This window comes from Streptomyces sp. G7(2002), from assembly GCF_028870195.1.
Classification (GTDB): Bacteria; Actinomycetota; Actinomycetes; order Streptomycetales; family Streptomycetaceae; genus Streptomyces; species Streptomyces nigrescens.
In genome coordinates this window covers 3,705,595-3,730,763 of the sequence record NZ_CP102609.1, presented here as the reverse complement: position 1 = coordinate 3,730,763, position 25,169 = coordinate 3,705,595, and the positions used below count along the sequence as shown (strand labels likewise).

At 70.7% G+C, this 25,169-nt stretch carries 25 protein-coding genes; 10 read left to right on the top strand and 15 right to left on the bottom strand.

The annotated features are described in order from the left end of the window. Window positions 1-29: 29 nt before the first annotated feature. From NUT86_RS15360 to NUT86_RS15330, 7 genes are all read right to left on the bottom strand, one after another. On the bottom strand, window positions 30-905 hold the full coding sequence (locus tag NUT86_RS15360) for a geranyl diphosphate 2-C-methyltransferase (protein WP_266443125.1): 876 nt from the start codon (window positions 903-905) through the stop codon (window positions 30-32). A gap of 32 nt (window positions 906-937) precedes the next feature. Then, entirely contained in the window at window positions 938-1,999 is a 1,062-nt protein-coding gene (locus tag NUT86_RS15355; protein ID WP_266443128.1) for a family 2 encapsulin nanocompartment cargo protein terpene cyclase, read from the bottom strand. Window positions 2,000-2,018: 19 nt separating this feature from the next. Next, entirely contained in the window at window positions 2,019-3,458 is a 1,440-nt protein-coding gene (locus NUT86_RS15350; protein WP_266443131.1) for a family 2B encapsulin nanocompartment shell protein, read from the bottom strand. A gap of 426 nt (window positions 3,459-3,884) precedes the next feature. Then, complete coding sequence (locus NUT86_RS15345) at window positions 3,885-5,042, bottom strand: acyl-CoA dehydrogenase family protein (protein WP_274735782.1); 1,158 nt, start codon at window positions 5,040-5,042, stop codon at window positions 3,885-3,887. 6 nt (window positions 5,043-5,048) lie between these two features. Continuing rightward, a complete protein-coding gene (locus NUT86_RS15340) occupies window positions 5,049-5,990 on the bottom strand; it encodes a hydroxymethylglutaryl-CoA lyase (RefSeq protein WP_274735780.1) in 942 nt (313 codons plus the stop codon). After that, window positions 5,987-7,999 carry an acetyl-CoA carboxylase biotin carboxylase subunit gene (locus NUT86_RS15335; RefSeq protein ID WP_018093082.1) on the bottom strand — a complete coding sequence of 671 codons (2,013 nt, stop codon included), beginning with the start codon at window positions 7,997-7,999 and terminating at the stop codon, window positions 5,987-5,989. Before NUT86_RS15335 ends, NUT86_RS15340 begins: the two co-directional genes overlap by 4 nt. 17 nt (window positions 8,000-8,016) lie before the next feature. Continuing rightward, on the bottom strand, window positions 8,017-9,648 hold the full coding sequence (locus tag NUT86_RS15330; protein WP_274735778.1) for a carboxyl transferase domain-containing protein: 1,632 nt from the start codon (window positions 9,646-9,648) through the stop codon (window positions 8,017-8,019). 133 nt (window positions 9,649-9,781) lie between these two features. Here NUT86_RS15330 and NUT86_RS15325 point away from each other — a divergent pair, with 133 nt between their 5' ends. From NUT86_RS15325 to NUT86_RS15315, 3 genes are all read left to right on the top strand, one after another. Beyond that, complete coding sequence (locus NUT86_RS15325) at window positions 9,782-10,423, top strand: SACE_7040 family transcriptional regulator (protein ID WP_274735776.1); 642 nt, start codon at window positions 9,782-9,784, stop codon at window positions 10,421-10,423. Window positions 10,424-10,552: 129 nt separating this feature from the next. Next, a complete protein-coding gene (locus NUT86_RS15320; RefSeq protein WP_018093079.1) occupies window positions 10,553-11,710 on the top strand; it encodes an acyl-CoA dehydrogenase family protein in 1,158 nt (385 codons plus the stop codon). A gap of 20 nt (window positions 11,711-11,730) precedes the next feature. After that, entirely contained in the window at window positions 11,731-12,621 is an 891-nt protein-coding gene (locus tag NUT86_RS15315; protein ID WP_109889920.1) for an acyl-CoA thioesterase, read from the top strand. 138 nt (window positions 12,622-12,759) lie between these two features. On the opposite strand, the gene NUT86_RS15310 is transcribed toward NUT86_RS15315, so the two are convergent. The 5 genes from NUT86_RS15310 to NUT86_RS15290 form a co-directional block, all read right to left on the bottom strand. Further along, window positions 12,760-13,236: a GNAT family N-acetyltransferase gene (locus NUT86_RS15310; RefSeq protein WP_274735773.1), complete on the bottom strand. Its 477-nt coding sequence runs from the start codon at window positions 13,234-13,236 to the stop codon at window positions 12,760-12,762. Further along, window positions 13,233-13,952, bottom strand: a complete 720-nt coding sequence (locus tag NUT86_RS15305) for a serine/threonine-protein kinase (RefSeq protein ID WP_274735771.1) — start codon at window positions 13,950-13,952, stop codon at window positions 13,233-13,235. The genes NUT86_RS15310 and NUT86_RS15305 overlap by 4 nt, the downstream gene beginning before the upstream one ends. A 59-nt stretch (window positions 13,953-14,011) precedes the next feature. Further along, a complete protein-coding gene (locus NUT86_RS15300) occupies window positions 14,012-14,698 on the bottom strand; it encodes a hypothetical protein (protein WP_274735769.1) in 687 nt (228 codons plus the stop codon). Then, window positions 14,695-15,108: a hypothetical protein gene (locus NUT86_RS15295; RefSeq protein WP_274735767.1), complete on the bottom strand. Its 414-nt coding sequence runs from the start codon at window positions 15,106-15,108 to the stop codon at window positions 14,695-14,697. Before NUT86_RS15295 ends, NUT86_RS15300 begins: the two co-directional genes overlap by 4 nt. Window positions 15,109-15,214: 106 nt before the next feature. After that, window positions 15,215-15,412 (bottom strand): hypothetical protein, encoded by a 198-nt coding sequence (locus NUT86_RS15290; RefSeq protein ID WP_274735766.1) that lies wholly within the window; start codon window positions 15,410-15,412, stop codon window positions 15,215-15,217. 645 nt (window positions 15,413-16,057) lie between these two features. On the opposite strand from NUT86_RS15290, the gene NUT86_RS15285 reads away from it, so the two are divergent. The 4 genes from NUT86_RS15285 to NUT86_RS15270 all read left to right on the top strand — a co-directional run bounded on the left by NUT86_RS15285 (window position 16,058) and on the right by NUT86_RS15270 (window position 19,714). Beyond that, the gene (locus tag NUT86_RS15285; RefSeq protein ID WP_274735764.1) at window positions 16,058-17,341 is read left to right on the top strand and encodes an XRE family transcriptional regulator; all 1,284 of its coding nucleotides are present in this window, start codon (window positions 16,058-16,060) and stop codon (window positions 17,339-17,341) included. Continuing rightward, on the top strand, window positions 17,338-17,871 hold the full coding sequence (locus NUT86_RS15280; RefSeq protein WP_446750764.1) for a GNAT family N-acetyltransferase: 534 nt from the start codon (window positions 17,338-17,340) through the stop codon (window positions 17,869-17,871). Before NUT86_RS15285 ends, NUT86_RS15280 begins: the two co-directional genes overlap by 4 nt. Window positions 17,872-17,982: 111 nt before the next feature. Further along, window positions 17,983-19,155: a methyltransferase domain-containing protein gene (locus NUT86_RS15275; protein WP_274735763.1), complete on the top strand. Its 1,173-nt coding sequence runs from the start codon at window positions 17,983-17,985 to the stop codon at window positions 19,153-19,155. A gap of 226 nt (window positions 19,156-19,381) precedes the next feature. Then, window positions 19,382-19,714 (top strand): hypothetical protein, encoded by a 333-nt coding sequence (locus NUT86_RS15270; protein ID WP_266443155.1) that lies wholly within the window; start codon window positions 19,382-19,384, stop codon window positions 19,712-19,714. A gap of 174 nt (window positions 19,715-19,888) precedes the next feature. Here the strand turns inward: NUT86_RS15270 and NUT86_RS15260 are convergent, their stop codons facing one another. After that, on the bottom strand, window positions 19,889-20,476 hold the full coding sequence (locus NUT86_RS15260; RefSeq protein WP_274735760.1) for a TetR/AcrR family transcriptional regulator: 588 nt from the start codon (window positions 20,474-20,476) through the stop codon (window positions 19,889-19,891). A 183-nt stretch (window positions 20,477-20,659) separates the two neighbouring features. Here NUT86_RS15260 and NUT86_RS15255 point away from each other — a divergent pair, with 183 nt between their 5' ends. Then, window positions 20,660-21,097 carry a DUF6463 family protein gene (locus NUT86_RS15255; protein ID WP_159488190.1) on the top strand — a complete coding sequence of 146 codons (438 nt, stop codon included), beginning with the start codon at window positions 20,660-20,662 and terminating at the stop codon, window positions 21,095-21,097. Between the two features lie 169 nt (window positions 21,098-21,266). Here the strand turns inward: NUT86_RS15255 and NUT86_RS15250 are convergent, their stop codons facing one another. After that, window positions 21,267-22,064, bottom strand: coding sequence for a phosphatase (locus tag NUT86_RS15250; protein ID WP_018093068.1), 798 nt, complete (start codon window positions 22,062-22,064; stop codon window positions 21,267-21,269). 217 nt (window positions 22,065-22,281) lie between these two features. On the opposite strand from NUT86_RS15250, the gene speB reads away from it, so the two are divergent. Next, a complete protein-coding gene (gene speB / locus NUT86_RS15245) occupies window positions 22,282-23,268 on the top strand; it encodes an agmatinase (RefSeq protein WP_042154989.1) in 987 nt (328 codons plus the stop codon). 138 nt (window positions 23,269-23,406) lie between these two features. Here speB and NUT86_RS15240 read toward each other — a convergent pair whose 3' ends face one another. Further along, window positions 23,407-24,198 carry an SDR family NAD(P)-dependent oxidoreductase gene (locus NUT86_RS15240; RefSeq protein ID WP_266443169.1) on the bottom strand — a complete coding sequence of 264 codons (792 nt, stop codon included), beginning with the start codon at window positions 24,196-24,198 and terminating at the stop codon, window positions 23,407-23,409. Between the two features lie 86 nt (window positions 24,199-24,284). Between NUT86_RS15240 and NUT86_RS15235 the strand changes: the two genes are divergently transcribed. After that, a complete protein-coding gene (locus NUT86_RS15235) occupies window positions 24,285-25,136 on the top strand; it encodes a helix-turn-helix transcriptional regulator (RefSeq protein WP_109889900.1) in 852 nt (283 codons plus the stop codon). Window positions 25,137-25,169: the final 33 nt, after the last annotated feature.

Below are 25,169 nucleotides of genomic sequence, written 5' to 3'. Positions count from 1 at the left end.
TCGGACGCCCGGCACGGTCTCCCGAGTCCTCAGACCCGCTCGGCGGCGATCAGCAGGTACTGGAAGCTGCCGTTGCGGTACGCGGTCAGGAAGGTGTCCTCGATCCCCGTGACCAGGTGGTCGGCCTCCCGGCGCAACTCCCAGTACGGCAGCGCGGCCTCCGTCAGATCCTCGACGTGCACGGGGACGAGCCGGTTGCGGGCCATGGCGCGGAAGTACTCCGAACGCGGGTGGATGTCGCAGATGTAGTGGGCGTTGATGAGGGACACCTCGCGGGAGGCGCGCCCGTAGGCGTCGTTGTAGCAGCCGGTGATCGTGACGTAGCGCCCGCCGCGCCGCAGCAGCCGCGCATGCTCGGCGAAGAGCAGGTCCAGCTCGACGTACATGGTCGACTCGTTGTTCCAGGACGCCGCGTACGCGCCGGGGGTGAAGCCGGTGTCGAGCATGTTGCGGTGGTGGTAGCGCACCTTGTCGTCGATACCGCGCTTGCGGGCCTGCCCGTTGGCGAAGTCGGCCTGCTTGGCGGAGATCGTGGCCCCGTCGGCGTGGCAGCCGTAGCGCAGATGCGCGACCACGCTGCCGCCGCCGCGGCCGCACCCGGCGTCGAAGACGCGGTCGGTGGGGGAGAGGTCACCGAGGTGGGAGGCGAGGAGTTCGGCCTGGGCGTGCTCCAGCCGGTGGAGTTCGCCGGTGACGCGGTCGCGGCGCCGGCCGGGGTCCGGCTCGTTCAGCACCGACCGGTCGGCCTCCCCGATGCCGTAGTGGTGGTGGTAGAGGTCGTCGATCTTGCCCAGTTCGAGGTTGACCGGGTTTTCCTCGGCGTTCCAGTAGTCCGCGACCCGGGACTGGTACGTGGACTGGGTCGGCACCGGTGTGCGGGTGGTGTCGGCGTGAGTGATGGTCAACGGTGACTCCTTGCTGTGGTGCGCGGATCGGACTACCAGTAGTTGGGCAGCTGGTAGCGGTCGGTGTTGGTGGCGTGCCACTCGTGGTTGCCGGACACCCAGTCGGCCAGGCCGCGGACGTACCGTTCGAGGAGGGGTGAGAGGGCGGACAGCGGAGCCGACTCCGTCTCGAACGCCTCCATGATCTGGTTGTGGATCTCGACGCTCTTCAAGTAGGCGACCTTCAGGCCGCGTTGGTCGTTGGCGGCCACCACCTGGGGCAGGTTCAGATGGTCCGGGTCACTCGCCAGCTCCCTGGTGAAGGAGTACAGGTCGTTGACGATGGTCGTGGCGTTGCAGGCCAGCGCGGTGACCCGCTGGACCTCGGGGCGGGCGTAGAGCGCCTCGGGCAGTTCGTAGCCGTCCACGGCGTCGACGATGGACAGACAGGGGCGGAAATTGTTGAACTGCCGCATGACCAGGTACTCCCAGACCCTCGGCGCATGCCGTGTCTCCGCCCAGGCGGCCTCGGCGAGATAGCCGAGGTGCAGCCGGGCGATGTCCTGGACGAACCGGTCGGTCTGGCTGGGGGTGGCGAGGGCCGCGTAGTCCTTCAGGGCCCAGTGGTAGGAGCGCAGCGGTCCGTCGGCCTGCACACCGTGGCGCCACTCCTCCTCCAGCTCGGGGGTGCCGTGGAGCGGGTCGAGGGCCGACTGGGCCATGATCAGCCGGCCGCCGAGGCCACGGTGGGCGCCGCCCTTGCCCTCGTCCTCCTCGCAGTAGCAGTTGTCGACGATGTTCTCGGCCAGCAGCAGCTTGCCCGCGACGGTGAGGCGTTCGAGGTCGGCCGCGCCGGGATGCTGGAGGACGACGGCCCGGCCGAACTGGAACTGGGTGAAGTCCCCGGTCCACTGCGCGGGGAACAGGTCCAGTTGGCGGGCCCAGGCCTCCAGCCTGCGGTCGATCTCCTCGGCCTTCTCGGGGTCGGCGGGTGCGGCGGGCCGGTACCTCAGCCCGGGGACGGCTCCGCCGGGGGGACGGGTCCGCAGGGTGCGGGCGAGGTTCGGCGGGCCGGGCAGCGAGAACGCGGCGGCGGTGTTCGGGGGCGTGCTCATGGTTCGGGACTCCACCTGATCAGTCGGCGCTCCGGCCGATCTGGACGTTCTCCAGGACTCCGACGGCGTCGGGCACGAGGATGGCCACCGAGTAGTAGGCGGTGACGAGGTAGTTGATGACGGCGGACGGGTCGATGCCCATGAACCGGACGTTCAGGCCCGGCTGGTACTCCTCGGGGATGCCGGTCTGGTGCAGACCGACGACTCCCTGGTCCGCCTCACCGGTGCGCAGCGCGAGGATGCTGCTGGTGTGCGTGTCGCTGACCGGGATCTTGCCGCACGGGAAGATCGGGACGCCGCGCCAGGCGGGCACCTCGTGGCCGTCGACATTCGCCGTGCCCGGCACCAGACCGCGCTTGTTGCACTGCCGGAAGAAGGCGGCGATCGCCTTCGGATGGGCCAGGAACAGCCGTGTCTTGCGGCGCATGGACAACAGCTCGTCCATGTCGTCCGGGGTGGGCGGGCCGGTGTAGGTGCTGATGCGCTGGCCGTAGTCGGCGTTGTGCAGCAGCCCGAACTCCCGGTTGTTGAGCAGCTCCCACTCCTGGCGCTCGCGGATCTCCTCGACGGTGAGCCGGAGTTGCTGCTGGGTCTGGTCCATCGGGTCGTTGTAGAGATCGGCGACCCGGCTGTGGACCCGCAGCACGGTCTGGGTCAGGGAGAGCTCGTACTCGCGCGGGGCGAGGTCGTAGTCGACGAAGCCGCCGGACAGCGTCGGCTCGCCGACGTGCCCCGCCCGCACCGGTACCTCCGCCTCTCCCTTGCGGTTCATGGGGCGCTGCTGCCGCTCCGCGTACGCCGTCAGGTGTGCGGCCAGGGACGGCACCCGGTCGGTGAACTCCCGGACCACGTCCCAGGGCAGCGTCATCAGGACGCCCGCCGTTTCGGCCCGGACCGAGCTCAGCCACCGGGGGTCGGGCCGGCCGATCGCCTCGTCCCCCATCTGGTCGCCGTCCGTGACGACCCCGGTGACCTCCTCCTCGCCGTACTTGCCGACCGTGTAGCGGGCGAACCGGCCGTGGACGACGAGGTACGCCTCGGTGGTGGGCTGACCGGCCTCGAAGAGGACCTGGCCGGCCCGGACCTCCCGGACCCGGAAGCGGCTGGCGAGCTCCTTGAGGACCTCGGTGTCGGAGTAGCCGCGCAGGGCGGGCAGCTCGGTGAGCGTCTGCGGGATCACCCGGATGTCGTCCGCGCCGTTGTGCTCGAACTGGACCCGGCCCCGGCCGACGCGGAGCTGCAGACGCCGGTTGACCCGGTAGGAGCCGCCCTTGACGTCCACCCAGGGCAGCGTCTTCAGCAGCCATCGCGAGGTGATGGCCTGCATCTGGGGCTCGGACTTGGTGGTGGTCGCCAGTTGGCGCGCGGCCTGGGTGCTGAGGCTGGTGCGCGCGCTGTCTGCGGGTGGTGCGAGAGCGGGCTCTTCGGCAGCGGAACCGGTGACGTCCGGTACGGACACATTCCCTCCCGGGACATGAACAGAAGTGAGCAAAACGGCCTGGGGTGACCAAAGTGGCCGTGTTCAGGAGCAAGCCAAACAGGAGGGAGCGCGCGCCGGTACGGCGTGAAAGGGGGCGAACTCGCATCCGCGAGTCATAAACCCCGAAGCGATGCAGACGGATCATGGTGGTGCGCCCGCGCGCCCTCCGGCCGCCGCATGCTCCCGACGCACCGGGGTACAGGCGCGGACGCGCACAGGGGCGCGCGATGTCCGGGACGTCGGCAGCGCGACACCGTCGAAGGCTCCGTCAACGTGCACAGGAAGCGCGCACAGGAAGCGCGCAGAGAAAGCGCGCACAAAAGCGGCGGCCCGGTCACCGAAGCGACCGGACCGCCTTCCTTCACCGCACCGGGCCACGCCCGGGACGACGCCCTAGACGACGCCCTAGACGACGCCCAACTCCCGGGCGATCAGCATCCGCTGGACCTCGCTGGTGCCCTCGCCGATCTCCAGGATCTTGGCGTCCCGCCACATCCGGGCGACCGGGTACTCGTTCATGAAGCCGTAGCCGCCGTGGATCTGGGTGGCCTCGCGGGCGTTGTCCACCGCGATCTCGGACGAGTAGAGCTTGGCGAGCGCGGCCTCCTTCTTGAAGGGCTCGCCGTGCACCAGCCGGGACGCGGCGTCGCGCCAGGCCAGCCGGGAGGTGTGCGCCCGCATCTCCATGTCGGCGAGCTTGAACTGGATCGCCTGGTTGCTGCCGATCGCGCGGCCGAAGGCCTTCCGCTCCTTGGCGTAGCGCACCGACTCGTCCACACAGCCCTGCGCCAGGCCCGTGGCCAGCGCCGCGATGGCGATCCGGCCCTCGTCGAGGATCCGCAGGAACTGGGCGTAGCCGCGGCCCTCCTCGCCCAGGAGGTTGCCGACCGGGACCCGGACGTCGGAGAAGGCCAGCTCGCGGGTGTCGGAGGCGCTCCAGCCGACCTTGGAGTACGGGGCGCCGACCGTGAAGCCCGGGATGCCGGACGGCACGATGATCGAGGAGATCAGCGGGCTGCCGTCGTCCTTGCGGCCGGTGACGGCGGTGACCGTGACCAGACCGGTGATGTCCGTACCGGAGTTGGTGATGAAGCACTTGCTGCCGTTGATCACCCAGTCCCCGCCGTCGCGCACCGCGGTCGTCCGCGTCGCGCCGGCGTCCGAGCCGCCGTCGGGCTCGGTGAGGCCGAAGGCGCCGAGCATCTCACCGCTGCACAGCTTGGGCAGCCACTCGCGCTTCTGCTCCTCCGTTCCGAAGTGGTAGACCGGCATGGCGCCCAGGGAGACGCCCGCCTCCAGGGTGATGGCCACCGAGGAGTCGACCCGGGCCAGCTCCTCCAGGGCGATGCCGAGGGCGAGGTAGTCGCCGCCCATCCCGCCGTACTCCTCGGGGAAGGGCAGCCCGAACAGGCCCATCCGGCCCATTTCCTGCACGATCTCGTACGGGAACGCATGCTGCTCGTAGTACTCGCCGATCTTCGGGGCGACGACGTCGTGCGCGAACGCCTCGACCGTACGCCGGAGTTCTTCCAGCTCGGCGGGCAGACGGTGGTCAAGGGACATGAGGGTTCACTCCTGGTGGGAGAGGGCACGGAGGGTACGCGAGGGGCTCGGCCGGCCCAGGACCCCGGCCATCCACACGCTGGTGGCGGTCAGGCGGTCCAGGTCGACCCCGGTCTCGATGCCGAGGCCGTGCAGCATCCACACGAGGTCTTCGGTGGCGAGGTTGCCGGTGGCGCTCTTGGCGTACGGGCAGCCGCCGAGGCCGCCCGCCGAGGCGTCGATGGTGGTGATGCCGTGCTGCAGCGCGGCGAAGGTGTTGGCGAGGGCCTGCCCGTAGGTGTCGTGGAAGTGCACCCCGATACGGGAGGCGGGGACCTGGGCCTCGCCGAGGGCGGCCAGCAGGGCCTGCACATGGCCGGGGGTGGCCACCCCGATGGTGTCGCCCAGGCTCAGCTCGTCGCAGCCCAGGTCGAGCAGCGCCCGGCAGACCCGGACGGTCTGCGCGACGGGCACCGGGCCCTCCCAGGGGTCGCCGAAGCACATCGAGAGATAGCCGCGGACGTGCACCCCGGCGTCCTTGGCCCGTGCGACGACCGGGGCGAACATCGCCAGCGCCTCGTCGACCGTCCGGTTGAGGTTGGCCTTGGCGAACGACTCGGTGGCGCTGCCGAACACCGCGATCCGGCGGGCGCCCAGGGCGAGCGCCCGGTCCAGCCCGCGCTCGTTGGGGACCAGCACGGGCAGCCGCTGCGGATCGAGATCGTCCAGCAGCGGGAACAGCTGCTCGGCGTCGGCGAGTTGGGGCACCCACTTGGGGTGGACGAAGCTGGTGGCCTCGACGGTTGGCAGGCCCGCGGCGGCGAGGCGGTGGATGAACTCCGCCTTGATCTCCGTGGGCACCACGGTCTGCTCGTTCTGCAGCCCGTCGCGCGCGCCGACCTCATGGATCCGTACGCGGGTGGGCAGCCCGTCCGCGCGGATCTCCATCGGCAGTCCGGCCGCGGTCATGAGGCGCTCTCCTGCCCGCCCTCGGGGCCGCCCGCGGACGCGGCGGACTCCTCGGGGCTCTCGTGCGGGGCGACCACGGCCAGGATCTGGTCCATGGCGACGGTCGAGCCCGCGGTGACATCGAGTTCGGTGACGGTCCCGGCGTGCGGTGCGGAGATGACGTGCTCCATCTTCATCGCCTCCACCACCAGCAGGCCCTGGCCCGCGGCCACCTCGTCGCCGACGGCGACCTTGACGACGGTGACGGTGCCGGGCATCGGGGCTGCGAGGGTGTCCGCACCGTGCGCCCCGGCGGCCCCGCGCAGCGCCGCGGCCACCGGGTCGTGGGTGGTCACCTGCCAGGAGTCGCCGTCCCGCCCGAGCCAGTCGCCGCGGTGGTGGAAGCTGTGCACCACCCCGTCGACGGTGACGCGTACGCGGCCCGGCTCCAGCTGCCCGGCCGGGGAGCCGGGACGTACGTCGTGCGGCACCGGGTCGTGCCCCGGCACCCGCAGCCAGTGGCGTACGGGGGCGGGCTCGCCGCCGAGCCGGAAGCCGTTCGGCGCGGCGAACGGGTCGCGCCAGCCGCCGTCCTCCACCGCCGGCTCCAGGGCGGCCTGCCGCACCGCCGCGGCCGCCGCGTACACCTCGTCCGGCACCGTGCCGTCGACCAGACCGGCCGCCTCCCGCTCCACCAGGCCGGTGTCCAGCTCGCCGGAGACCACGTCCGGGTGGGCCAGCAGCCGCCGCAGGAATCCGGCGTTGGTGGTGACGCCGAGGGTGACCGTCCCGGCCAGCGCGGCCCGGAGACGGCGCAGCGCGCTCGCCCGGTCCGGCCCGTGGGCGATCACCTTGGACAGCATCGGGTCGTAGCGGCTGCCGACCTCCCCGCCCTCGGAGAGCCCGGAGTCCGTGCGCACCCCGCCGCCCTGCGGCTCGTGCAGCGCGAGCACCGTGCCGCCGGTCGGCAGGAAGTCGCGCGCCGGGTCCTCGGCGCAGATCCGCGCCTCGATGGCGTGCCCGGTGAGGGTGATGTCCTCCTGGGCGTACGGGAGATGCTCGCCGGCCGCGACCCGCAGCTGCCACTCGACCAGGTCGATGCCGGTGACCATTTCGGTGACCGGGTGCTCGACCTGGAGGCGGGTGTTCATCTCCATGAAGTAGTAGGAGGACGGGTCCTTGCCCGGGACGATGAACTCGACGGTGCCGGCGCCGCGGTAGCCGCAGGAGCGGGCCGCCTGCACGGCCGCCTCACCCATCGCGGCGCGGGTAGCCTCGTCCAGCAGCACCGAGGGAGCCTCCTCGATGACCTTCTGGTGGCGGCGCTGCAGGGAGCACTCGCGCTCGCCGAGGTGGATGACGTTGCCGTGGCCGTCCGCCAGCACCTGGATCTCGATGTGCCGTGGCCGGTCGATCCAGCGCTCGACGAGCAGGGTGTCGTCGCCGAAGGAGGAGCGGGCCTCGCGGCGGGCGGACGCGATCTCGTCGGCCAGCAGCGCCTCGTCGCGGACCAGCCGCATGCCCTTGCCGCCGCCGCCCGCGGACGGCTTGAGCAGCACCGGGACGCCGATCTCCCGTGCCGCGGCGGCCAGTTGCTCATCGGTCAGCCCGCTGCCCGAGGAGCCGGGCACGACCGGGACGCCGGCCTCCCGCACCGTCTCCTTGGCGCGGATCTTGTCGCCCATCAGCTCGATGGCCTCGGCGGACGGGCCGATGAAGACCAGCCCGGCGTCCGCGCAGGCACGGGCGAAGGCGGCGTTCTCGGCGAGGAAGCCATAGCCCGGGTGGACCGCCTGGGCGCCTGTCCGGGCGGCCGCGTCCAGCAGCCGCTCCACGGACAGATAGCTCTCGGCGGCCGGCGCCGGGCCGATGCGTACGGCGGTGTCGGCCTCGCGGACATGGCGGGCGTCGGCGTCCGCGTCGCTGAAGACGGCGACCGAGCGGATGCCGAGGGCGCGCAGTGTGCGGATCACACGGACCGCGATCTCGCCGCGGTTGGCGATGAGCACGGTGTCGAAGTTGGTGGCCATTCCTGTGGACATCCCTCTCACATCCGGAAGACGCCGTAGCCGGGCGCGGTGCTGTCCTTCTGGGGAAGCGGCGCGTTGGCGCAGGCGGTCAGCGCCAGCCCCAGCACCTGCCGGGTCTCCAGCGGGTCGATCACTCCGTCGTCCCACAGCCGCGCGGTGGCGTAGTAGGCGTTGCCCTGGGTCTCGTACTGCTCGCGGACCGGCGCCTTGAAGGCGGCCTCCTCCTCGGCGCTCCACTCGTCGCCGTGCGCCTCCAGCTGGTCGCGCTTGACGGTCGCGAGGACGGAGGCGGCCTGTTCGCCGCCCATCACCGAGATCTTGGCGTTCGGCCACATCCACAGGAAGCGCGGCGAATAGGCCCGTCCGCACATGGAGTAGTTGCCCGCCCCGTAGGAGCCGCCGATGACGACCGTCAGCTTGGGCACGCGAGTGCAGGCCACCGCCGTCACCATCTTCGCGCCGTGCTTGGCGATCCCGCCGGCCTCGTACGAACGCCCCACCATGAAGCCGGAGATGTTCTGCAGGAACAGCAGCGGGATACCGCGCTGGTCGCACAGCTCGATGAAGTGGGCGCCCTTCTGGGCGGATTCGGAGAACAGGATGCCGTTGTTGGCGACGATGCCGACCGGGTGGCCGTGGATATGGGCGAAGCCGGTGACCAGCGTCGTGCCGTACTCCGCCTTGAACTCCGCGAAGCGCGAGCCGTCCACGAGTCGCGCGATCACCTCCCGGACGTCATAGGGCGTACGGGAGTCCGCGGGCACCGCCCCGTACAGACCGGCCGGGTCGACCTTGGGCTCCTCGACGGTCCGCACGGTCCACGGCAGCGGCTCGCGCTCCCCGAGGGTGCCGACGATGGTGCGCACCAGGCGCAGGGCGTGGGCGTCGTCCTCGGCGAGATGGTCGGTGACCCCGGACGTCTTGGCGTGCACCTCGCCGCCGCCCAGCTCCTCGGCGGTGACCACCTCGCCGGTGGCGGCCTTCACCAGCGGCGGCCCGCCCAGGAAGATCGTGCCCTGGTTGCGGACGATCACGGCCTCGTCGCTCATCGCCGGGACATACGCGCCGCCCGCCGTGCAGGAGCCGAGCACCGCGGCGATCTGCGGAATCCCCGCCCCCGACATCCGCGCCTGGTTGTAGAAGATCCGCCCGAAGTGCTCCCGGTCGGGGAAGACCTCGTCCTGCATCGGCAGGAAGGCGCCGCCGGAGTCGACGAGGTAGAGACAGGGGAGGCGGTTCTCCAGGGCGATCTCCTGCGCCCGCAGATGCTTCTTGACCGTCATCGGGTAGTAGGTGCCGCCCTTGACCGTGGCGTCATTGGCGACGATCACCGTCTCGCGGCCGGAGACCCGGCCGATGCCGGCGATCACCCCGGCGGCCGGTGCGGCCCCGCCGTACATCCCCTCCGCGGCCAGCGGCGCCAGCTCCAGGAACGGCGAGCCGGGGTCCAGCAGGGCGTCCACCCGGTCGCGGGGCAGCAGCTTGCCGCGGGCGGTGTGCCGCGCCCTGGCCTTCTCGCCGCCGCCCAGCCGGGCCGCCGCGAGCTTCTCGCGCAGCTCCGCGGCCAGCTCGCGGTGCGCGGCCTCATTGGCCCGCCAGGAGTCGGACGCCGGATCGGCGGTACTCCCCAGCACCGGTGCCTGCTCCATCAGTACGAGCCCCCTTGCTCGGTCTGCTGTCCCGGGCCGCGGTCCGCGGCTGCCGGGCCATCCGGGTTAATGGGCGTTAACCTCATTGCCTTCAGGTTAACGAGCACTAACCCGGCTGTCTACAATCGACGGCATGAGTAATGCGCAGTCCTCCGCCCCGACCAGCCGCCGCGAGCAGATCCTCAAGGAGGCCGCCCGGCTCTTCGCGGAGCGCGGCTTCCACGGCGTCGGCGTGGACGAGATAGGGGCGGCCGTGGGTATCTCCGGCCCCGGCCTCTACCGGCACTTCGCCGGCAAGGACGCGATGCTCGCCGAGCTGCTGGTCGGGATCAGCGAGCGGCTGCTCGCGGGGGGCCGGATGCGGGTCGCGGAGGGCGGCGGGAGCCCTGAGGCGGTGCTGGACGCGCTGATCGACGGCCATATCGACTTCGCGCTGGACGACCGGCCGCTGATCACCCTGCACGACCGCGAGCTGGACCGGCTGCGGGAGGCCGACCGCAAGCGGGTCCGCCAGCTGCAGCGGCAGTACGTGGAGCTGTGGGTGGAGGTCGTCCGCCGGGTCCACCCGGGCCCCTCCGAGTCACAGGCCCGTGCCGCCGTGCATGCCGTCTTCGGCCTGCTCAACTCCACCCCGCACCTCGGCCGCCCGGGCGCCCTCCCGGGCCGCACGGAGATGGCGGAACTGCTGCACCGGCTGGCGCTGGGCGCGTTCGGCGCGGTGGCGGGCGAGCCGGAGGTCGGGGAGCCGATGGCGGCGTCGGTGCCGGGCGCCTAGGGGCGGGCCCACCGGCTCGCACGGATTTTCGTTGACCTCTGGACAGCCTAGGTAACCGGCCGGTAGCTTTCGCTGAGCAAGCGCTTAGACATGCGCTTGGACCGGCGACCTGGAGGAGGCGACGTAGCAATGCGCCGTACGGTGTTCAACGAGGATCACGAGGCGTTCCGCGAGACGATACGCGCCTTCATCGAGGCCGAGGTCGTGCCCGTGCACGACGAGTGGCTGGCCGCCGGCCAGGCCCCGCGCGACTTCTACTACAAGCTCGGTGACCTGGGCGTCTTCGGTATCCGCGTCCCGGAGGAGTTCGGCGGCGCCGGTATCGACTCGCACAAGTTCGAGGCCGTGATGTACGAGGAGACCGCCCGCGCGGGCGTCACCTTCGGCGGCTCCGGCGTGCACGTCCTGCTCGGACTGCCGTACATCCAGATGCTCGCCACCGACGAGCAGAAGAAGCGCTTCCTGCCGAAGTTCGTCAGCGGCGAGGAGATGTGGGCGCTCGCGATGACCGAGCCCGGCACCGGCTCCGACCTCGCGGGCATGAAGTCCACCGCGAAGCTGTCGGACGACGGCACGCACTACGTCCTCAACGGCGCCAAGACCTTCATCACCGGCGGTGTGCACGCCGACCGCGTCATCGTCTGCGCCCGCACCGCCGCCCCCCGCGAGGACGACCGCCGCTTCGGCATCTCGCTCTTCGCCGTGGACGCCAAGTCCGCCGGCTACTCCGTCGGCCGCAAGCTGGACAAGCTCGGCCTGAAGGTCTCCGACACCGCCGAGCTGGCCTTCGTCGACGTCAAGGTCCCGGTCGAGGACCTGCTGGGCGAGGAGAACAAGGGCTTCTCCTACCTGGGCCTGAACCTCGCCTCCGAGCGCTGGGGCATCGCCTTCGGCGCCTACGCCCAGGCCAAGGCCGCCGTCCGGTTCGCCAAGGAGTACGTGCAGGAGCGCACGATCTTCGGCAAGACGGTCGCCTCCTTCCAGAACACCAAGTTCGAACTGGCCGCCTGCCAGGCCGAGGTGGACGCCGCCGAGGCCGTCGCCGACCGCGCGCTCGAAGCCCTGGACGCCGGCGAGCTGACCCCGGCCGAGGCCGCCTCCGCCAAGCTGTTCTGCACCGAGGTCGCGCACCGCGTGATCGACCGCTGCCTCCAGCTGCATGGCGGCTACGGCTTCATGAACGAGTACCCCATCGCCCGCCTCTACGCCGACAACCGCGTCAACCGCATCTACGGCGGCACCAGCGAGGTCATGAAGTCCATCATCGCCAAGTCCATGGGCCTCTAGGCCGTAAGGGCACCGCGCACGTGAACGACGCACTCCGGTCCCTGCTCGGTCTGCTCGCACTGGAGCGGATCGAGCAGGACATCTTCCGGGGCGAGAGCCGCGCCTCGGTCGTGCCCCGGGTCTTCGGCGGCCAGGTCGCCGCCCAGGCCCTGGTCGCGGCCGGGCGCACGGTCCCCGCCGACCGGCCGCCGCACTCCCTGCACGCGTACTTCCTGCGCCCGGGCGACCCCGGCGCCCCCATCGTCTACACCGTCGACCGCATCCGCGACGGCCGCTCCTTCACCACCCGCCGGGTCGTCGCCGTCCAGCACGGCCAGCCGATCTTCCACCTCTCCGCCTCCTTCCAGGCGGCCGAGGAGGGGCTGGAGCACCAGGAGCCGATGCCGCCGGCACCGGACCCGCTGGAGCTGCCTACCGCCGCCGAGATGCTGCCCCGCCACGCCGAACGGTTCCTCGCCCCCGGCGTCGCCGAGCGTCTCCTGGAGGCCCGCGCCGCGATCGACCTGCGGTACGTGGACGAGCCGCCCTACGTCACCGTCGGCGAGCCCCGCGACCCCCGGTCCCAGGTCTGGTTCCGCACCCAGGGCAAGCTCGACGACGACGGCGAGATCCCCCGCCCCCTGCTGGACATCTGCCTGGTCACCTACGTCTCCGACATGACCCTGCTCGACTCGATCCTGCTCGCGCACGGCCGCGGCGGCTGGGCGGTAGGCGACGTGGTCGGCGCCAGCCTGGACCACGCCATGTGGTTCCACCGCCCCCTGCGCGCCGACGAGTGGCTCCTGTACGACCAGGAATCCCCCACCGCCCAGAGCGGCCGCGGCCTCGGCAAGGGCCGCATCTTCACGGCCGACGGCCAGCTCGCGGTGTCGGTGATCCAGGAGGGCGTCATCCGGGTACCGCGCGATTAGGCGCCGCGCACCCCAGGTCGGCCGGTGGGCCGGACTCCCCGATATTCCGTGGCTCGGGGGGACCGGCCCACCGGCTTTTGCCGTGCTCGTGAGGCCGGTTGCCGGGGCGGGCCGAGGCGTCACTGCCCGGGACGCTGTTTACGGGGTGCTGCTCTCGGGTTTGTCGATGCCGTACAGGGGCCACCCATCACGGGTGCCGCTGTAGGTGAACCTGTTCTTTTGCAAGACCCGGCCGGAGGCGGTGTTGTCGGGGTGGTGCCGAGCACTGATCCGCGTAATCCGGGTGGCGCTGAAGCCATGGCGCAGCATGCCGGCGACGGCTTGAGTGGCGTATCCGCGGCCCCATGAGTCCTCGCGCAGGAGGTAGCTGATGGTGGCGTGTCGCTCGGTGCGGCATCGCAGCCGGACCATCCCGAGCAGGTCGTCGTCGGCTGCGATGCCGAACGCCCACCGGTCATGTGGCTCGGCGCGGGCGCAGGCGAGCGTGTCCGCCACCAGGTCGACGGCCTCGTCGATGCTGAGTGCCCGGCGCTCGATGTACTTCAAAGACGCGCCGCTGTAGATCCGTTGGAGAGCGGGAGCGTCAGCCATGGTGAGTTCCCGTAGCTCGATCACGTGGCCACCGTCGTCAGGGTTTCGGAGAGTTCGGCGGCCGTTGGCCGGTCACTCGCCCTTCCGAGGAGGACCGGACGCAGGATGTCCTGGAACGTCGGCCAGGGGGCTGCGGTGTCGAGTGAGATGCGACGGCTGGCGATGTGGGTGCGGATTTCTGCGGGGGTGAGCTGGGAGGGGTCGATCCCGGCCGCGGCGTAGTCCAGTGGCCAGCGGCCGGTGGAGCAGGTCCACAGCGAGCCGGCGAGGGCGTACACGTCGGCGGCGGCACTTGGGGTGACCGGCTGGATGCCGACATTGATGGACGCGGCCAGTTCCGGCGCTACCAGGTGGGTGATGCCGCCGCGAAAATCGCTGGTCGGTTCCAGACCGTGGCGCCAGGACCAGGAACAGTCGATCAGCCGTACGCCGTGGTCGGTGTGGATGCCATGAGAGGGCTGGAGGTCGGCGTGAACCCAGCCGGAGGAATGGAGCTCTGCCACAGCACGGCACAGGTCCACAGAGGCTGACAGGACGCCCGCTTTCCCGTCCGTGCCACACCGCACAGGCGCGAACGCATGCCAGGTCGAAAGCCCCTTGAACCAGCGGGTCACCAACCACGCAACGCCTTCATCCTCACCGGAGGCCAGCAGGTAGTCGGGCCGGCCCATCGCATCGAGGACCGCTGCCTCCCGCTGAGTGACGGCCGCCCCCTTGCCCTTGCCGGCCTTGACCGCCACCGCCCCATCCGGACCGGTCGCCTTCCACACCGCCGCTCCACGCCGGTCGGAGATCTCCTTCAGCTCGATCGGGGTGCCGCAGACCGCTTCGGTAGTGGCACCGGCCGCTGTGGGGAAAGGAGGGAACTCGCCCATTTCTTCACTGCCTTCCACTCGTACGGGAGACCCTGAAACACATTGCGTCCGTCGTCCACAGCTGTCGACAGCGACTGAGCAAGGTCCGGGGTGTCGGTAAGGAACCGGGGGTCGACAGGGCGGATGGCGCTGCGGGCAGTGAGGAACGAGAACGGCGGGGGCGGAATGCGATGCCCCTGTCGGTCGGTGCCCTCCTCGTCCGTCCAGAACTTGCCGAACATCAGCCCCACCGGCCCGTAGAGGTGCTTCAGTGCCCAGTGCGGCCACGCCATCAGCTCGCGATGGGCTGGGGCGTCGCCTCCCAGAAGCACGATGTTCTCGCACACGAGCGTGCCATGCCGCCGAGTCGTCAACGGCCGTATCCACTCCGCGGCCTGCACGCCTGCGTGGAACACCTCAGCCTCGGCTGCCCCGGTGTCCCCGGCGATCTCGTACACCGTCCAGCCCGTCAGCCCCCGTGCCACCGACGGCATGAGGAAAGGGCAGTGGGAGGCCACCGCACGGACGTAGCCGCTGACGTCCGCCGTCTCAGGTTCGCTGGTTCGGCCCTCGACGAGGCGGAGCGCCCCGGCTCTGGGCCGGAACGCTCCGCCGATGTGCGTGGTGATCACCGGGAGGTGCCCTTTTTCCGCTTCGGAGCGGTTTCGGGGTCTCCCGGTACGGGCGAGCAGTTCCACTCGGCCCACACCTCGCCGGTTGCCCGATAGCGGTCCGCGGCCTCCCGGTCGACCGTGCCGTCTGTGTCTGCGAACCAGATGTCAGGCAGCGGGCCGAACACTTCCTCGTATGCGCAGATCCAGGAAACCCGTCCCGTTCCGTAGCTGCCTACGTGCGCGAAGACCTGCCCCGCGTGCTGACTGCTGAACGCGGCGTACTGGGGAGTGCCAAGTAGCCGGTGCCATTCGGCATCGATGGCGGTGGAGAACATCTCCGGAGCGGTATTGCCTGCCTCGAATTCCCGGGCGCTGATCTCAAAGAACTTTCCCAGCTCTACCCGCTCCGGGGTTTGTGTGGGACTCATGCTGTGCTCCTCTCGATGGGTACGGATGATGCGGTGGGCCGGATGCCCTGCATCGTGGGCGTCGTTGAAACGGGGCGTCGGGGCACCCACCTGGGGACTCCCGACCTCATCGGAAGTCGTCGGCCGCGATCCGCTCGACCCGCGTCCGCTGCACCGTCAACGTGGTCGGGTCCTGCACCGGCCACTCCTTGATCCCTGAACTCCGCAGGTAGGGGACGCCCTTGCGGATGTCGGTCACGACAGCCAGTCGTCCAGGGGCGTACTCGACCTCATCGCCGACCTCCGGCAGCTTCCGGGCATTCATCGTGCGACCTCCGCTCCCGTGGAGACGCCGAGCAGGACGGTGCAGGGCCGGCATGTGTGCCGATCGTCCGGACCGGTGACCTTCTCCCGTGCCAGGCTGTAGTTGCAGTGGCAGCACGGGCACGCCTGGCCCGTGATCTCGTGGACCGTCCATGTCTTCAGGGCGGGAACTGCATCCCACCCCGTGCTCATGACGCGCCTCCGAGACCGAGGTAGGCGGCCCATTCGCCGGAGTCCCAGCCGATGGGGTCGCCGTGTCGGCGGCGGAACGCGCGAGCTTCGGGTGGCAGGCGTTTTGTGCCGGTCGGTACGGAGGGCGCCGACCCGAGGCGCGGGGCGGCATCGGCGCGGGCGTGGTGAGTGGTTGATGCAGTCGGCATCTTGGTCAGTCCTCCAGTTCGCTGCGGACGCGGGCCGACCGCGACGGGAGTGCGGGGCCCGCAGAGCCGTCGCGTCGCCACGGAATCCCGAGCGATGTGCCACGGCCACTCAGGCATCGGAGCGTCGTAGTCGGCTCATGACCAGCTAACGCGGTGCCAAGGCAAGGTGATTAGGGAGATCGGGCGATCTCTTCTCCACAGTCCATAGGGCGATTTGGCCACCTCTTTAGCTGACGATGCGGTGCGCGCGGGGCTACCTTCCGTACATGGCCACCTTGCGGAATGCGGCGCTTGAGGCATGGATGAAAGAGCACGGCTACAGCTCGAATTCGCTGGCTGACGCGGTGAATTCGGCAGTCGGTGACCTCACCGGGAGAGTCGGAGGACTGGATGGCTCATCGGTCCGGGACTGGAAAGCGGGCCGGGTGCGGTGGCCGAAGTCGGCGACGCGGGTTGCGCTGGAGAAAGTCACCGGGCTGCCTGCCGTCGCCTTAGGGTTCGTACCGCGGGGCCGGGCCCCGTCGTCCGCCCCCGCACCACCGCCGGAGGACCCCGTGGAACGCCGTCGCTTCCTCACCGCCGGGACGGCCTTGGCCGCTGTCGCGGCCGCACCTGCGCCCGCCTCCAACCGCCGGGTCGGGACAAGCGACGTCGTCCGACTCCAGCAACGTTTCACCGAGATCATCGCGAGCGACCACCGCCACGGCGGTCGACTCGGCATTGAGCAGAAAGCCGCAGCGCTCGCCGACGAGGCCCTGGCTCTGCAGAATTCCGGGAGCGCCAGTCAGCGAGTGCGTGCCTACGTATACGCATGCGCGGCGGCATTCCGGTCCTCGGCGATGTGGGCCGCAATCGACGGACGGCGTTACGAAGACGCGATGGTCCATATGCGGGAAGCGCAAGCACTCGCCGAATTGGCAGCCGAGCCGGCCATCAAATTCCGTATTTGGTCACACGCCGGGACGCTGTACCGGCACATGGGACGCCCCATGGAAGCAATGGCTGCGAATGATGTGGCCCGAGGTCTCTCCATCACGCGTCACGATCCACTGTTCGCATCCCTCGGTCTTGCCAGACAGGCTGCCGTTCACGGCGTTGCCGGAAATGTCACGGCTGCCCGGCGCAGCTTCGATCAGGCCCAGGATGCGATGGACCGCGCCGATCCGGGCGCCAACCGTCCCGTGTGGATGACCTCGTTCTACGACCAGGCGGAATTGGATTCCCTCGCGCTTACCGGATACCTCGCACTCGGCGACTACGAGACGGCCGAAGCGCATGCGCACCGATGCTTGGCCGCCCTCCGGCCCCACATGCAACGGTCGAAAGCCATCGCCACTACTCGGCTGGCGTGCGCTCAACTCGGCCAGGGGGACGTGGGGCCCGCGGTCGCCACCGCTATGTCGGTCCCCGCCGATGCTGCTGCATATCACCCACGGGTCGCCCGGATGCTCCGCGGCTTCCACAACAAGATCCGCACCATGGCGCCGAACAGTCCGACCACCCGCATGTGGAATCAGTACGCACACACCACCTGGAAGGAATCGGTATGACGCCCAGCGTCGATCTGCGCACGTTCCACTCGCTCAAACCGGCCCGGCAACACCTCCTGGACGTGTACACCGATGTCCGTGCAGACCTCTTGCACCTTCCGAACTATGCGGTCACTGCCTTCGCTGAGCGCCTCGACCGTCATTTCAAGGAACCAGGTTGGGTAGCGGTCCTTGCCTATGAGCAGGACGAGCCCATCGGCTATGCGTACGCCAACACCGTTGATTCCGAGGACCGTTGGTGGAAACGCATCTCACCCGCTCCGTCGGCTGAATACACCGACCGGCACGCCGTAGCCCTCAAAGAAATCGGCGTTCGCATCCCATGGCGCGGCACCGGCATCGCCCGGCGCATCCACGACACCCTCCTTGCCGACCGTAACGAGCCGTACGTCACCCTTATGGTCAACCCGCTCGCCGGAGACGGAAAGGTGCACCGCCTCTACGAGTCCTGGGGATACGAAGACATCGGCCAGAGCCAGCCCTCGGCAGCCTCGCCGGTCCTGACGGCGATGATCAGGTCCGTTCGCTGAGTACGGCGCTACCGAGGCTGCCCACCGCCGCCGACATGCTGCCCCGCCACGCTGAACGGCCCGCGACCCCCGGTCCAGGTCTGGCTCCGCACCCAGGAGGACCCACCGCAAGTGAGCCTCAACCCTCAGCAGGAGCACCGCGCCAGTGACGAGCTGGCGCGGTCCCTCATCGAAGCGGGAGCCCTGACGCCCGATTGGGCGGAGACGTTCAGAGCCGTTCCACGAGCGCTGTTCCTGCCGGACCTCGTCTGGGCGCACGACATGGCGACCGGCCGCAGCGTGTCCGTCTCCCGGAGCGACGACCCCGCAGAGTGGCAGCGGACCGCGTACGTGAACGTCCCGCTCGTCACTCAGTGGGACGACGGACAGCACACGGGTAGCGAGCCAGGGACCGTGCCGACCAGTTCGGCGAGCATGCCGTCAGTCGTGGCTGCGATGCTGCGCGACCTGGACGTGAGCGAGGGCATGCGGGTGCTCGAAGTCGGCACCGGCACGGGGTGGAACGCCGGACTCCTCGCTCACCGGCTGGGGGGCGGGAACGTGGTCAGCGTCGAGATCGACGAGGCGGTCGCCGATCAAGCCCGGGGAGCGTTGCTGCGCGCCGGGCTCCACCCCGAGACGGTCCACGGGGACGGAGGGGGCGGGTGGCCGGACGGGGCGCCGTATGACCGGGTGATGGTCACGGCGGGGGTGCGAGCCGTTTCGCCGCGCTGGTTGGAGCAGTCACGGCCGGGCGGGGTCATCCTTGCCCCCTGGGGCACTCATTACAGCGACCAGGACGCACTTGTCCGGTTGACCGTGCGGGAGGACGGTTCCGCGTCGGGGCCGTTCCTGCGCATGGTCGAGTTCATGAAGCTGCGGGAACAGCGCTTGGACTGGAACCGGTTCAGGGAGCACGTTCCGGATTTCCCGGGCGATGCCGGGGTCTCCCGTACGACGGTCGCTTTGACGGACCTGGGGGAACGCTACGAGCCCGCACGGTTCGTCATGGGGCTGTGTGTGCCCGACTGCGCCCATGTCATCAACAGGTCGGACGGGGGGAGTGCGAAGGCGTGGTTCTTCGATCTGAGGAGCCGGTCGTGGGCCGCCGCCGTGTTCCGCAGTGGCGAACCGGACGCCACGGTCTACCAGTCGGGCCCGCGTCGCCTGTGGGACGAAGTAGAGGCGGCCCACCGATGGTGGGCCGGCCGGGGCGAGCCGGACCACACCCGGTTCGGTCTCACCGTCACCGCGGAAGGGCAGCGGGTGTGGCTGGATGACCCGGCCGACTCCTGGGCCGTGTGACGAAGGAAACCGGCCCCGTCCGCGCGTGGCACGGGGCTCAGCGAACAGTCATGGACCCCACGGGATGTGTTCGCCTCCGCTTGGGGTGCGCCCGTCCCGGCGCACCCAGGGGGTCCGCCGTCATCTGCCGGCCCTGCCGGCCGAGTCCGGCGGTTCGGTCTCGGCCAACACGGTACGGTCGCCGATTCGACGACCACGTGGGCCAAGCGAAGGAAGCACTCGGAAAGTGACGACGCCCACCCACCCTCGAAGCCCACGTGGCGGACTGCGCATCGGCACAGTTTTGGGGGCATGCCTACTGCCCACGATCGAGGCGCCGCTGGCTTTCGTCACACTGGTCCAGCTCATGCCCCGCGGCGACGGCGCCGTCGAGTTCGACGCTGCTCAGGAGTTCGCGCTCCTCAGCAACCTCGGCATGGGCTGGGCCATGCTCTGCCTCGTCCTCACCCTTCCCTTCGTCAGAACGAGAACGCTGCGGCCCTGGTGGTACGCGCCGCCCCTCGCCATGCTCCTGGCGCTGGCCGCGCGGCTGCTCTTCTTCCCGCCCTACGGCAGCTGACCTCATCTGAGCCGTGCCGGTGCGCGCACAGCGGGCGGCCGGACGGCCCTGCGGTGAGCGCGGCGACCACCAGGGCGCGGCCCTCCTCGATCATGGTGCGGTCCCGGCGGCCGCGGTCCTGATCGTCGAACAGCACGAGTTCGCCGTGCGGCCCGGTCCGGGCGAACGGCCCTGTCAGCGCGGCTCGGCGGCTTCGCCAGGGGCGTTGTGGTGCCGCTCGGCCAGGGCGGTGATTCCTGCTGTGGCGGCGGTGGCGAGGTCGGTGACCATGGCGTCGTCGACGGGCAGGTTGAGGAGGTAGAGGGCGGACGCCAGGGAGCCGAGCAGCAGCAGGTGGGCCATTGCGGGGGCGACGGGTCCGGCCAACTCGCCGCGGGCCACGGCCTGTTCGATGATGCCGGCGAAGGCGGCCTGTTCGGCGGCCAGGAAGGTGTCCTGGAACCGGGTGTCCAGTTCGGGGTTTCCGGCGAGTTCGCTGATCAGGGCCGGTGCCAGCTGTCGGGCCGCCGGGGTGGCCATGCGGGCGTGGAACGTGCGGACCAGTGTCAGTAGGTCCCCGTGCAGGGAGCCGGTGTCGGCCGGCGGGGGCAGCTGCTGCTCGTGCACGGTGGCGACGAACGCCATCTCGGCCTTGGAGGCGTAGCGGCGGTAGATCGCCGCCTTGCCCACCCCGGCGCGCGTCGCGACCTGGTCGACGGTCAGGGCCGGGTAGCCGACTTCGTCGATCAGCTCACGGGTGGTCTGCAGGATTTTGTGATCCACACGACTGTCTCGGGGGCGCCCGCCCCGTTGCCTTCTCGCTGTCATGGCTGCATGATACGGAACGCGAGTATCGGAACTGGAGTTTCGGAACTGTGGTTTCGGAGATTGCTGGCTCCCCGCTGGGCACGGACAACCGCGATGAAGTCGCACGGCGTGGCTTCGCGACGAGAACGGAGAACTCAGATGATCAAGTGGGCTGGCTGGATCATCACGTTATGCGGCACCGGACACACGGTCGGCGCCCTGACGCTGGAGAAAGCCGGGCGCTACGCCGGGACTTGGTTCAGCGGCGGACTGTGGAGCGAGGACTTCGCCGACATGAGCCCGGCGGGCAGCGCCTACTGGCTGAGCCTCGCAAGCTTCGGCATACCGCTCATCCTGGTCGGCCTGACGGTGCTGTGGCTGGACCGCCGCGGCATCACCCCGCCGGCATTCATCGGCTGGACGCTGGCGGGCTGGACCGTCGTCGACGCCGTGGTCCTGCCGTTCACGCCCTGGCCGATCTTCGTGGTCGCGTGCGCCCTGCTGCTGATCGGAATCCACCGCGCCAACCGCGCCAACCGCGCCCACCGCGCCCGCCGCGACAGCCCCGCGCCCAAGGCCGGGCTTCCACGAGCGTGAGCAGAGTGACGGACTGAGCAGAGTGACCGACGGAACCGGCCCCGTCCGTGCGCTGCACTCTGTGGCGTGGCGGACGGGGCCCTCCGCACTCTCTGACCCGCCGCCGCTGTGCTCCGTGGAGGCGCCGGGCCGGGAGGCGAGCCGCGGGGGCGTTCGGCCCAGGGCTGCCTCAGGCCAGTCCCGCCGCGTCCAGCAGGTACGCGGTCAGCGGGTCGTAGTGGCGGGGGCTGAGGACGTGGTCGTCCAGGGGGATCGTCACCTGGAGGGTGCCTTCGGCCTCGGCGAGGAAGAGGGCCGGGTCGTTGCAGTCCGCGAAACCCACCGCGTCGATGCCGCGCTGGCCCGCGCAGCCCGCCCAGCCGTGGTCGGCCATCACCAGGTCCGGCAGCGGGCGGCCCGCCTGCTCCAGGCCGTCCAGGATCGCGGCCATCGGCTCGGGGGAGTGGGTGTGCCAGAGCGTCGCACCGCGCTCCAGCATCGCCACGTCGCCGAACTGGAAGACCATGCCGTCGTCCGCGCGCAGCCCGTCCGGGATGACGACGATCTCGCAGCCCGCCGCGCGCAGTGCCTCGGCGGTCGCCCGGTGGACGTCGAGCAGGCCGCCCGGGTGGCCGGTCGCGAACAGCACCCGGTGCTGACCGGCGGCCGCCTTGCGCAGCACCGCGGCCGTCCGGTCCAGCGCGTCGACCGTCAGTTCCGGGTCGATGGTGTCCTGTCCCTGCCGGTGGTGCGGATCGTCGATGACCCCGCAGCGCTCCGCCATCACGGCCAGCACATCCTGCTCGTCCACCCACCGTTCGCCGAACTCCAGGCCGAACCAGTAGTGGCGGTCGCCGTTGGCGAGCCTGCGGTAGTGGGAGAGGTTGTTCTCGCGGGGGGTGGCGACGTCACCGGCGATCCGGGTCCGTACGAGATGATCGACGAGTTCGGCGCGCGAGGGGGCGGTGGCTGCGGAGGCTATCGGCATAGCGCCCATTGTGCCCGTACACCTGTTCCGGGGCGGGGGAGTTCCGCAGCGCGGACACCGGGGTGCGGATGCCGGAGCCGCGGCACCGCGCTGCGGACACCCCGTATTGCCTGGTCACCGCCCTAGCGTGAGCCCTGGCCAAAATGTCGAACGGTCCTGGCCCCGGGTGCGCAAATGTCCATGGGCCCGGCGCCCGGCGCTCCCTAACCTCACCGTCATGACCACCGCAGCCAGCGCATCCAACGGGCCCGTGGGCCCCGTCGACTCCTCCCGCGTCCCGCGCTATGCCGGGCCCGCGACCTTCGCCCGCCTGCCCCGCCTGGACGAGGTCGGCGGCCGGGCCGATGTGGCCGTCGTCGGTGTCCCCTTCGACACCGGCGTCTCCTACCGTCCCGGAGCCCGCTTCGGCGGCAACGCCATCCGTGAGGCGTCCCGGCTGCTGCGTCCGTACAACCCGGCCCAGGACGCGTCCCCGTTCGCGCTCGCGCAGGTCGCCGACGCCGGTGACATCGCCGCGAACCCCTTCAACATCAACGAGGCCGTGGAGACGGTCGAGGCCGCGGCCGACGACCTGCTCGCCGGCGGCGCCCGGATGATGACCCTCGGCGGTGACCACACCATCGCCCTGCCCCTGCTGCGCTCCGTCGCCAAGAAGCACGGCCCGGTCGCGCTGCTGCACTTCGACGCCCACCTGGACACCTGGGACACCTACTTCGGCGCCGAATACACCCACGGCACCCCGTTCCGCCGCGCCGTCGAGGAAGGCATCCTCGACACCTCCGCGCTCTCCCACGTCGGCACCCGCGGCCCCCTCTACGGCAAGAAGGACCTCGACGACGACGAGAAGATGGGCTTCGGCATCGTCACCTCGGCGGATGTCATGCGCCGCGGCGTCGACGAGGTCGCCGACCAGCTCCGCCAGCGCATCGGTGACCGTCCGCTGTACATCTCCATCGACATCGACGTGCTCGACCCGGCCCACGCCCCGGGCACCGGCACCCCGGAGGCGGGCGGGATGACCTCCCGCGAGCTCCTGGAGATCCTGCGCGGGCTCGCGTCCTGCAACCTGGTCTCGGCGGATGTCGTCGAGGTCGCGCCGGCGTACGACCACGCGGAGATCACCGCCGTCGCCGCCTCGCACACCGCGTACGAGCTGACGACGATCATGTCGCGGCAGATCGCGGCCTCCCGCCAGGGGGAGTAGGGGGGCAGGCGTGGCAGGGGCGGCGGCGTCCCGCGCAGGTGGAGCCCGGCGGGACCATTCCCGGACTTCCGTACGGCGCTGCCCCGCTCCCGCCGTGGGGGCCGGTGTCCTGCACGGCACACGGCCCCCCGTTCCGGCTCAGGCCAGCATGCCGCCGTCGACCCGGAGGACCGTGCCGGTGACGTAGGAGGAGCGGTCGCTCAGGAGCCAGGCGGCGGCCTGGGCGATCTCGTCCGGATCGGCGGCGCGGCCCAGCGGGGTCCGGGCGTTGAGCTGCTCGATCGTGCCGGGGGACTCCGCATCCCACGCGTACAGCATCTCGGTGAGCGTGGTGCCGGGCGCGATGGCGTTGACGCGGATCCCCTCCGGGCCGTACGTGGCGGCTGCCGACGCGGTAAGGCTGTTGACCGCCCGCTTCGCCGCGCCGTACGCGGGCAGCGCGGGGTTGGCCATCAGGCTGCCGACGCTGGAGGTGTTGACGAGGGCTCCACGCCGCGCGGTGGCACGGATGGCGGCGATCTCGGCGGTCATGGCCAGCCACGGGCCCTTGAGGTTGACGGCGCAGACATGGTCGAAGTCGGCCTCCGACAGCTCATCCATCGGGCCGGGCGGCTGGCCCGTCGCGCCGTTGTTGAAGGCCACGTCCAGCCGGCCGTACAGCTCCACGGACCGGTTGACGGCGGATCGGACGCCGGCCGGGTCGGTCAGGTCGCACACCACGTAGTCCGCGGTACCGCCGGCCGCCCGGATCTCCTCGGTCACCGCCTTGAGCTGCGACTCCGTGCGGGCCGCGAGGAGTACCCGGGCGCCCTCCCGGGCGAAGAGCCGCGCTGCTGCCGCGCCGATGCCGCGACCGGCACCGGTGATGAAGGCGACCTTGCCGGCGAGCAGGCCCGGGGCCGTGGTGGACATGATCGGTGTCTGGTTCATGGCGACGAGCCTGTTCCCGGCAGCCCGGCGCATCCAGGCACCGACAGTGCCTGGCTGGGCACCTCGGCGCCGCACACACTGGGGAGATGGATCGACGAGAGCTGGCCGGCTTCCTGCGCAGCAGACGCGAGCGCATCACCCCCGCCGACGTGGGGCTGCCCGCCGGGCCGCGCCGCCGCACCCCGGGACTGCGTCGCGAGGAGGTGGCGCAGCTGGCGTTCATCTCGACCGAGTACTACAGCCGCCTGGAACAGGCCCGCGCTCCCCACCCCTCCCGTGAGGTGCTGGCCCAACTCGCCCGCGCACTGCGCCTGTCGGACGCCGAGCGCGACCATCTCCACCACCTCGCCGGCGCCCCGCCCGGACCGCCGCCCGGGCCCTCGCGGGAAATACGGCAGAGCATCGTCGACCTGCTGCGCCGGCTGCCGGAGGCCGCGGCGCTCGTGCTGTCGGCGACGTACGAGGTCATCGCCTGGAACGACCTGGCCGCTGCCCTGATGGAGGATTTCTCCGTCCTGTCGCGCCGGGACCGGAACCTCATCCGACGTGCCTTCCTCGGCCCGTACCGGAACGACCGGCGGCTGTACGGCGTCTCGGACGCGGACGAGTTCGCCCGGACCTCGACCCAGCACCTGCGCGCAGCAGCGGCCCGCTACCCCAACGACCCGGAGGTGACCGGCCTGGTCGCGGAACTCCTGGACGGCAGTGCGGAGTTCGCTCGGCTCTGGGCCGCCCACGACGTGACCGACCGGCCCACCCTCTGCAAGACCTTCGAGCACCCCCTCGTCGGTCCCGTGTCCGTCAACTGCGACGTCCTGGACATCGCCGACCGGGACCAGCGAGTCGTCCTCTACACCGCCGCCCCCGGCTCACCGTCGGAAGAGGCACTGCGGCTGCTGTCCGTCGTCGGCACACAGCGCATGGGCGTGCCCGGCTGATCCGTCCGCGCCGGCGCGAAGGGAGCCCTGGGG

Bases quoted from the DNA above. Each gene is read 5' to 3' on its own strand.
- NUT86_RS15325 (WP_274735776.1), top strand. From the start codon at position 9,782: ATGAGTAATGCGCAGTCCTCCGCCCCGACCAGCCGCCGCGAGCAGATC.
- NUT86_RS15235 (WP_109889900.1), top strand. From the start codon at position 24,285: ATGGATCGACGAGAGCTGGCCGGCTTCCTGCGCAGCAGACGCGAGCGC.
- NUT86_RS15250 (WP_018093068.1), bottom strand. From the start codon at position 22,064: ATGCCGATAGCCTCCGCAGCCACCGCCCCCTCGCGCGCCGAACTCGTC.
- NUT86_RS15240 (WP_266443169.1), bottom strand. From the start codon at position 24,198: ATGAACCAGACACCGATCATGTCCACCACGGCCCCGGGCCTGCTCGCC.
- NUT86_RS15255 (WP_159488190.1), top strand. From the start codon at position 20,660: ATGATCAAGTGGGCTGGCTGGATCATCACGTTATGCGGCACCGGACAC.
- NUT86_RS15330 (WP_274735778.1), bottom strand. From the start codon at position 9,648: ATGGAGCAGGCACCGGTGCTGGGGAGTACCGCCGATCCGGCGTCCGAC.
- NUT86_RS15335 (WP_018093082.1), bottom strand. From the start codon at position 7,999: ATGGCCACCAACTTCGACACCGTGCTCATCGCCAACCGCGGCGAGATC.
- NUT86_RS15320 (WP_018093079.1), top strand. From the start codon at position 10,553: ATGCGCCGTACGGTGTTCAACGAGGATCACGAGGCGTTCCGCGAGACG.
- speB (WP_042154989.1), top strand. From the start codon at position 22,282: ATGACCACCGCAGCCAGCGCATCCAACGGGCCCGTGGGCCCCGTCGAC.
- NUT86_RS15290 (WP_274735766.1), bottom strand. From the start codon at position 15,412: ATGAATGCCCGGAAGCTGCCGGAGGTCGGCGATGAGGTCGAGTACGCC.
- NUT86_RS15345 (WP_274735782.1), bottom strand. From the start codon at position 5,042: ATGTCCCTTGACCACCGTCTGCCCGCCGAGCTGGAAGAACTCCGGCGT.
- NUT86_RS15285 (WP_274735764.1), top strand. From the start codon at position 16,058: ATGGCCACCTTGCGGAATGCGGCGCTTGAGGCATGGATGAAAGAGCAC.
- NUT86_RS15280 (WP_446750764.1), top strand. From the start codon at position 17,338: ATGACGCCCAGCGTCGATCTGCGCACGTTCCACTCGCTCAAACCGGCC.
- NUT86_RS15295 (WP_274735767.1), bottom strand. From the start codon at position 15,108: ATGAGTCCCACACAAACCCCGGAGCGGGTAGAGCTGGGAAAGTTCTTT.
- NUT86_RS15355 (WP_266443128.1), bottom strand. From the start codon at position 1,999: ATGAGCACGCCCCCGAACACCGCCGCCGCGTTCTCGCTGCCCGGCCCG.
- NUT86_RS15340 (WP_274735780.1), bottom strand. From the start codon at position 5,990: ATGACCGCGGCCGGACTGCCGATGGAGATCCGCGCGGACGGGCTGCCC.